The sequence below is a fragment of the Streptococcus sp. 1032 genome, from assembly GCF_013277015.1.
Taxonomy (GTDB): domain Bacteria; phylum Bacillota; class Bacilli; order Lactobacillales; family Streptococcaceae; genus Streptococcus.
In genome coordinates this window covers 46,669-54,755 of sequence record NZ_VMMD01000024.1, presented here as the reverse complement: position 1 = coordinate 54,755, position 8,087 = coordinate 46,669, and the positions used below count along the sequence as shown (strand labels likewise).

The 8,087-nt window shown below is 38.4% G+C and carries 9 protein-coding genes; 1 reads left to right on the top strand and 8 read right to left on the bottom strand.

Annotation, left to right across the window (positions count from 1 at the left end):
- Nucleotides 1-79 precede the first annotated feature (79 nt).
- The 5 genes from HT711_RS08630 to pbp2a form a co-directional block, all read right to left on the bottom strand.
- Nucleotides 80-559, bottom strand: a complete 480-nt coding sequence (locus HT711_RS08630) for a sigma-70 family RNA polymerase sigma factor (RefSeq protein ID WP_112445386.1) — start codon at nt 557-559, stop codon at nt 80-82.
- A gap of 119 nt (nt 560-678) precedes the next feature.
- On the bottom strand, nt 679-1,215 hold the full coding sequence (gene nusG / locus HT711_RS08625) for a transcription termination/antitermination protein NusG (RefSeq protein WP_000376734.1): 537 nt from the start codon (nt 1,213-1,215) through the stop codon (nt 679-681).
- A gap of 54 nt (nt 1,216-1,269) precedes the next feature.
- On the bottom strand, nt 1,270-1,446 hold the full coding sequence (secE, locus tag HT711_RS08620; protein WP_001210991.1) for a preprotein translocase subunit SecE: 177 nt from the start codon (nt 1,444-1,446) through the stop codon (nt 1,270-1,272).
- A 9-nt stretch (nt 1,447-1,455) separates the two neighbouring features.
- Nucleotides 1,456-1,608 (bottom strand): 50S ribosomal protein L33, encoded by a 153-nt coding sequence (gene rpmG, locus HT711_RS08615; RefSeq protein WP_001809375.1) that lies wholly within the window; start codon nt 1,606-1,608, stop codon nt 1,456-1,458.
- A gap of 52 nt (nt 1,609-1,660) precedes the next feature.
- The gene (pbp2a, locus tag HT711_RS08610; RefSeq protein ID WP_112445384.1) at nt 1,661-3,856 is read right to left on the bottom strand and encodes a penicillin-binding protein PBP2A; all 2,196 of its coding nucleotides are present in this window, start codon (nt 3,854-3,856) and stop codon (nt 1,661-1,663) included.
- Nucleotides 3,857-3,942: 86 nt separating this feature from the next.
- Between pbp2a and HT711_RS08605 the strand changes: the two genes are divergently transcribed.
- Nucleotides 3,943-4,818: an RluA family pseudouridine synthase gene (locus HT711_RS08605; RefSeq protein ID WP_112445382.1), complete on the top strand. Its 876-nt coding sequence runs from the start codon at nt 3,943-3,945 to the stop codon at nt 4,816-4,818.
- 68 nt (nt 4,819-4,886) lie between these two features.
- Here the strand turns inward: HT711_RS08605 and gap are convergent, their stop codons facing one another.
- The 3 genes from gap to HT711_RS08590 form a co-directional block, all read right to left on the bottom strand.
- Nucleotides 4,887-5,897 (bottom strand): type I glyceraldehyde-3-phosphate dehydrogenase, encoded by a 1,011-nt coding sequence (gene gap, locus HT711_RS08600; RefSeq protein WP_000260662.1) that lies wholly within the window; start codon nt 5,895-5,897, stop codon nt 4,887-4,889.
- A 176-nt stretch (nt 5,898-6,073) separates the two neighbouring features.
- Nucleotides 6,074-7,375 carry an ABC transporter permease gene (locus tag HT711_RS08595; RefSeq protein WP_173214475.1) on the bottom strand — a complete coding sequence of 434 codons (1,302 nt, stop codon included), beginning with the start codon at nt 7,373-7,375 and terminating at the stop codon, nt 6,074-6,076.
- Nucleotides 7,344-8,027, bottom strand: a complete 684-nt coding sequence (locus HT711_RS08590; protein WP_138701941.1) for an ABC transporter ATP-binding protein — start codon at nt 8,025-8,027, stop codon at nt 7,344-7,346. Before HT711_RS08590 ends, HT711_RS08595 begins: the two co-directional genes overlap by 32 nt.
- Nucleotides 8,028-8,087 lie beyond the last annotated feature (60 nt).

Below are 8,087 nucleotides of genomic sequence, written 5' to 3'. Positions count from 1 at the left end.
TCAACTCTTACTATTATACAGGCTTTTTAAACTTTGTCAACACCTTTTTTAAACTTTTTTTATTTTTTTGCATGAATTCCTAATGAGTACGGATGTCAAACTCTTTAAACACAATGCGTAAGTCCTTTAGCACTCTTTGACGCCCTCGGAAGCGTTCATCTCTTAAGACGCGTTCTAGTTCTTCTTGTTTCTCTTTACTTTGTTTGTTTCTATAATCTCTTAGTGTTTCATGAAAGAGATAATAATCATCTAGCCACAGACCGCCCTCACTTATACGATGACTTATATCACCCACTTCTTCATAAAGTTCTTTATTATATCTTCGTTTGTAGCTTTCTTGTTTACGGATATAGTCTAAAATTCGATTTCGAAACTTGGTTTTGAAATATTTCCTTAAACGTGGAATATCGTCTACTAGTCCTTCTTCTCTACTAATCAATTCATGTAAGCAAATCATACCCTCTTGGTTCCAATCCGATAGCTCCCACAAATGAAGGTAATATTCATTTCTACACTTGTATACAATTCCTTGGACTTCTTCATACATTTTTTTAAGCATAATCTTCCCCTTTCTAGATACAGTCTAACAGATTCAGAAACACTTTTGGCACATTTCATCCATTCTGCACCCTTTAGCTCCTCAACTGCACAAAAAGAGAGGTCTTGCCTCTCTTTGGGTCATAATTCTGCGATTTGGTTTAGGTTTACTTCTGCAACTGTGTCATTACCAAACATAGAGATAATCATTTTTACTTTGTTATTATCAATTTCTGTAATCTTACCAGTGTAGTCTGCAAAAGCACCATCAATAATACGTACAGTTTGACCAACCTCAACATCGAAATCAAATTCTTGAACAGTTTGTCCCATAGATATCAAAATGTCACGAATTTCTTGTTCCAATAATGGAGTTGGTTTTGATCTGTTCCCGTGTGATCCGACAAATCCTGTAACATTTGGTGTGTTTCGAACAACAAACCAAGCTTCATCTGTCATGACCATTTCTACAAGAACATAACCTGGAAAGCGATTTTCTTCTACTTCTTTTCTCTTTCCATTTTTTTCAACTTGCACTGTTTGTGTTGGAATTTCAACACGTAGAATATTATCCAACATATTGTAGGTTTGTGCACGTTGTAATAGATTTTCTTTTACCTTATTTTCATAACCAGAATAAGTTTGTAAAACAAACCATCCTTTATCAAAACTATCCATGATATTTCCTTTCATAAATAGAAGATTTCTAGTGTAAATAACTCCACTAGCCTTCTAAAAAATGTTAATAAATCGAATCAAACCTGAAACAATCAACTGGTCAAAAATGTAAATAATTACTACAAAGAAAGCTGTGTATTCCATGATAGAACGAAAATCTCTCCAGCTTTCCTTGCGAGTTGGCCATGTTGTGTCTTTAAGAAGTCTAAAAATATCTCCAATAAAACGCATCGCTCTCTCCTATCTCGTTTCTCTGTGTGTAGTGTACTTACCACAATGCTTACAAAATTTATTTACTTCTAGTCGTGTAGGCTTGGGGTTTCCACTAATCTTGATTGAATAGTTTCTCGAACCACAAACCGCACAAGCTAGGCTTGCTTTTTTTAGTGCCATAACGCCTCCATCCTATCTATTATAACAAGAAAGCTAGGCTTTGACAAGCATCTTAGCGAAATAGATTGACTACCGAATCCCATATCGTTTGAGCCTTTTCCTTAATCTTAGCATCCGAGATAGCCCGACTAGCCTCATCTACTAGACTTTGCGCACGTCCTCGAATATCAGACAAATTATCATCTGTCTGGCTATTATCATTGGTTTGTACTTGTCTTTTTGTGTTAGCTGGTGCAATTCCATTTTTCTTATATGCATTTTCAACTGTAAAGGTACTTCCTGGGGTATAAGGTAAAATGGTATTTGCAATATTTCTGAAGACATGGGCTGCACCGTTTGAAGTAGATCCTGCTAGATAGTGATTTTCATCAGTGGTCGGAAAACCAAGCCAGTGACTAATCACCACATCCGGAGTATAACCAATTACCCACTGGTCACTTGTGTATTCTGGATTAAAAACTGCTTCGGTTGTACCAGTTTTCCCTGCCATGACATAATCTGCAGGCGATGAACTAATACCAGTACCGTTGGTGAAAGTCCCCAACATCATACTGGTCATCTTATCAGCTACAGACTTATCAATCACCCGTTTTTGTGAATTTTTATGGCTCGCAATAACCTGACCACTAGCATTTTCAATTCTACTAATAAAATGAGCTTCCGGCATTAAACCTTCATTTGCAAAGGCAGCATATGCTTGAGCCATTTGAAGAGGATTGGTTTCGACACCACTTCCCAAGGCGACACCAAGAACACGGTCTACCTTTTCCATGTTGAGTCCAAATTTTTCGCCTGCCTCAAAAGCCTTATCAACACCCAAATCATTAACAGTAGCAACAGCAGGTAGATTAAGCGATTCTGCCAAGGCTTGATACATAGGAACTTCTCGACTCGTTTTGATTCCTGCATAGTTATCTACCTTATAGCTGTTATACTGCATGGTATGGTTATCCAAGAGCTTATTCAAAGCCCAACCTGCCTCAACTGCTGGCGTATAAACAACTAAAGGCTTAATTGTAGAACCAGGGCTACGTTTTGATTGGGTTGCATAGTTGAAATTCCGGAATCCAGTTTTATCATTGTCAGCAACTTGACCGACAACTCCACGAACTCCCCCTGTTTTCGGTTCGAGAGCGACACTTCCTGATTGAGCAAATGTTCCATCCTCTGCCCTCGGAAATAGCACTTTATTTTCATAGACAACCTGCATATTTGCTTGGTAGTTTTGGTCCAGCTCTGTGTAAATGCGGTAGCCATTATTGACAATTTCTTCCTCTGTTAGATTATACTTGGAAACGGCTTCGTTAACCACCGCATCAAAGTAAGAAGGATAGCGGTAATCAGAGATTTTTCCTTCATACTTATCGTGCAATTGCGAAGTCATATCAACTTCTGCAGCTTCGGTTTCTTGGTTTTTATCAATATATCCTGCTGCAACCATATTTTGTAAGACAGTGTCGCGACGATTAGTCGAATCTTGTACGGAATTCAAAGGATTATACAATTCCGGTCCTTTGAGCATCCCTGCCAGAGTCGCAGCTTGATCCAGACTCACCTCTGATGCAGAAACTCCAAAGTATTTCTTACTCGCATCTTCTACACCCCACACACCATTTCCAAAATAAGCGTTGTTAAGGTACATGGTTAGAATTTGATCCTTACTATATTTTTTGGTTAATTCTAAAGCAAGGAAAAATTCTTTCGCTTTTCTCTCAACGGTTTGATCCTGTGACAAATAGGCGTTTTTAGCTAGCTGCTGGGTAATAGTAGATCCACCACCTGAACGTCCAGCAGTGACAATCGCCAAGAAGAAACGACCATAGTTAATCCCGTCATTTTTATAGAAAGAGCGGTCTTCTGTCGCAATAACGGCATTCTGCAAATTTTTACTGATATCAGTCAATTCAACGTAGGTTCCCTTTTGACCAGACAAGGCACCAGCCTCTTTTTCTTCACGGTCAAAAATGATAGTCCGAGTTTTCAAGGCGTTTTGCAAATCGTTAACATTGGTTGACTTAGCTACAGCAAACAAATAGGTTCCAACTAGCAAGCCTGCACTCAAACCTAGTATAAGGACAATCTTTGTTAGATGATAGCGACGCCAGAATTTTCGAATTGGACCTACTTGGGCTAATTTTTTTCGATCACTACGAGAGCGACGTAAGCTAGTAGAATCAGAGTCCTCTGATTCACTTGTTTCTTTTTTAAAAAGAGAAAGAAACTTCTCAAATAATTTATCTAATTTCATGCGTTTATTTTATCATCTTCATCATAGGAAGACAAGAATTTAGCTATTTCCTATCCAAATAAGGCTTTTTTTGTTACAATATCTGTATGAAATTCACTTTTACTTTACCAGACTCTCTACCTCAAATGACGGTAAAGCAATTACTTGAGGAACAACTCCTCATCCCTAGAAAAATCCGTCATTTTTTGAGAATCAAGAAACACATTTTGATTAATCAGCGAGAAGTTCATTGGAACGAGACGGTGAAGCCTGGAGATGTTTGCCAATTGACTTTTGACGAAGAAGATTATCCCGAAAAAGAAATTCCTTGGGGCAACCCAAACCTCATTCAGGAAGTTTATCAAGATCAACACTTAATTATTGTCAACAAACCAGAGGGGATGAAAACGCATGGTAATCAGCCAAGCGAAATCGCCCTTCTTAACCATGTCAGTGCCTATGTTGGCCAAACCTGCTATGTCGTTCATCGTCTGGACATGGAAACCAGTGGTTTGGTTCTCTTTGCCAAAAATCCTTTTATCCTGCCTATTCTCAATCGCTTACTGGAGAAAAAAGAGATTTCTAGGGAATACTGGGCACTAGTTGATGGAAATATCAGCAGCAAAGAGCTTGTTTTCAGGGACAAAATCGGACGTGATCGCCATGACCGCAGAAAACGAGTAGTTGATACAAAAAATGGGCAATATGCTGAAACAAATGTAAGCAGATTAAAGCAATTCCCAAACAAAACTTCCTTGGTTCGTTGCAAACTAAAGACCGGGCGAACCCATCAGATTCGTGTGCACCTTTCGCATCATAACTTCCCTATTTTAGGCGACCCTCTCTATAATAGTAAAGGAAAATCAAATCGACTTATGCTTCATGCCTTTCGACTTTCCTTTACCCATCCACTTACATTAGAAAAATTAAGCTTCACTGCCCTTTCAGATACTTTCGAAAGAGAAATAAAAAAGAATGGATGATTGTGTCATCCATTTTTAAATATTTAAAAAGCAAGACCAGAGGCCTTGCTTTTCTATCGACTCAAGAATTATTTAGCGATTTTTGCGAAGTATTCAAGAGTACGAACAAGTTGTGCAGTGTATGACATTTCGTTGTCGTACCATGATACAACTTTAACCAATTGTTTACCGTCAACGTCAAGAACTTTAGTTTGAGTTGCGTCAAACAATGAACCGTAAGACATACCTAGGATATCTGAAGATACGATTGGATCTTCAGTGTATCCGTATGATTCGTTTGAAGCTGCTTTCATAGCTGCGTTCACTTCGTCAACAGTAACGTTCTTTTCAAGAACTGCTACCAACTCAGTTACAGAACCTGCTGGAACAGGAACACGTTGAGCAGCTCCGTCCAATTTACCGTTCAATTCTGGGATTACAAGACCGATAGCTTTTGCAGCACCAGTTGAGTTAGGAACAATGTTTACAGCACCAGCGCGAGCACGGCGAAGGTCACCACCACGGTGTGGTCCGTCAAGGATCATTTGGTCACCAGTGTAAGCGTGGATAGTAGTCATCAATCCTTCTACAACACCAAAGTTATCTTGAAGAGCTTTAGCCATAGGAGCCAAGCAGTTTGTAGTACATGAAGCACCTGAGATAACTGTTTCAGTACCGTCAAGAACGTCGTGGTTAGTGTTGAATACAACTGTTTTAACGTCGTTTCCACCAGGAGCAGTGATAACAACTTTTTTAGCTCCACCAGCGTGCAAGTGTTTTTCAGCAGCTGCTTTCTTAGCAAAGAAACCAGTAGCTTCAAGAACGATTTCTACACCGTCGTTAGCCCAGTCGATTTGTTCTGGATCACGTTCAGCAGAAACTTTGATGAATTTACCGTTAACTTCAAATCCGCCTTCTTTAACTTCAACAGTACCGTCGAAACGACCTTGAGTTGTGTCGTATTTCAACAAGTGTGCAAGCATGACTGGATCTGTAAGGTCGTTGATACGAGTAACTTCAACACCTTCTACGTTTTGGATACGACGGAAAGCAAGACGACCGATACGTCCGAAACCGTTAATACCAACTTTAACTACCATTAGTGATTTCCTCCTTATGAAAATCATGAAATTTTTATTGTGAAAAGAGTAACTTGAATCACTACAAATCACCTTTCAACAAACCTATTATATAACTATTTGAGTTGAATTGCAAGTACGGGCATTGTTTTTCTATGTTAGTTTCTTTTTTAAACTGTAAATCAAGGAATCCCTTACTATTCATATCGTAGCGATTCTACAGGATCCATTTTACTAATTTTACGCGCTGGGAAGTAGGCTGAGACATAACCAAGTAATAGAGCGAAAACTAGAGTTCCTAAAACAGATAAAAGATTTAATTCAAAAACCTTAGTGATGGATGGGTAAAAGTGACTTACAATCGCATTCGCCAAACTTCCCACCCCTTGTGCAACCAAAAATGCCAGCAGCAAGGCGATTCCTACAATCCAGATAGCCTCGTAAATAAAAATTCCTTTGACATCACGATTCTGATAACCAACTGCCTTCATGACACCTATTTCCTTAGAACGTTGCATGATATTGATGTAAATGATGATACCAATCATGACCGCTGCTACTACAATAGCTTGTGATGAAAGTACAATCAACAATCCCTGAATGACACGAATAAAAGTAATCACAATATCAAGAACCTTCTGTTGAGAAAGAACAGTATACTTCTTGTTTTTCTGCAATTCTTCTGTTATCGCTTTTGTTTGTGATGGATCTTTGAGTTCCAAGATAAAATAAGATACAGCTTTTGTAAATCCAGCCTCTTTCAAAATCGTTTCCATTTGATGAGACGGCATGAAACTGTTGCTGTCCTCCAAGTCATCTTCATCATTGATTACACGTACAATCTTTGTTTGAAATTGAGCAGTCTTGCTAGCTTCAGCATCATTTTCTACAATGCTGGCTGAGACTGATTTGCCAATAATATCACTAGCTGTCAGATTGTTTCCTGTCTGTTCATTCCAATTTTTTAGTAAACTGCTTGGAATCGTCAATCCCTGTTCATTTGAATCAGTATAGAGGGAACCGGCTAATACTTTGTCCACTTCATTACTACTAACAGAGATACTTGTATCCTCATAGAGACTCACCACTTGAGCATAAGAAGGCATCGTTTGACTCAGATCCATTTCTTGACCATCTATAGTAATATTTGACATGATCATCCCAAAAGGACTCTCCAAATATTTAATAGTTTCTTTGCCAACTGTATCCGTGATATAGTTCTTATCATCTTGGTTCAAAAAGCCTCGTCCAACATTTTTTGTGTTTAAAGCAATCTGAACTTGTGAAGGGATTTGACCTCCATTCGTATTTTCATCAATCATCGAAATCAAAGCATTTCCCAAGCCAAAAGAAATTAAGACTCCTACAAAACCGATTGAGGTTGCTATCGCAATCAATAGGTTACGCCACTTTCTTTCCAGAAAGTTATTTAAAGAAAGTTTGAATTTATTTTTCAATGATAATCCTTTATTTTTTGACTTCTTCAACGACTTCACCATCCTTCATTTTGATAATCACATCTGCATATTCAGCAACCTCTGGATTATGGGTTACAATCAATACTGTTTTCCCTGTTTGGGCTAATTTTTTAAACACTTCCAATACCATTTCTTGGGATTGAGAATCCAGCGAACCCGTTGGCTCATCGGCTACAATCATATCTGGTTGATTTACCAAGGCACGCGCGATTGCTACACGTTGCTTTTGCCCGCCAGAAAGCTGTTTAACATTTTTAGCCATAAAAGGCTCCATGCCCAAGTTACTTAATTGCTCCTTTGCAATCATTGTCATCTCCCTGTCAGATAAATCTTTGACATAGAGAGGTAGCTTGACATTGTCCAAGACAGACTGATGAGGAATAAGGTTAAAGTTTTGAAACACAAATCCAATCTTGTTTTTACGAAATTGAGTTAGTTCAATCTCTGATAAGTCACGGAGGGATTCCCCTTTAAATTCTAAAACTCCTTCATATTGTCTATCTAGACCACTGATGATGTTTAGTAGACTGGTTTTGCCACAGCCTGACGGACCATAAATCGCTGTAATTTTACCTTTTGCAATCTGCAGGTTTATATTTCTTAGAGCCTGCTCTTGATGTTTACCGTCCAAAGTGTAAAACTTTGAAATATTTTTAATGGATAAAATGGACATTCTTTCCCCCTTATTTAAAACTGTTATCGTCATACATCATAATTATAGAAAAGCCTTCAA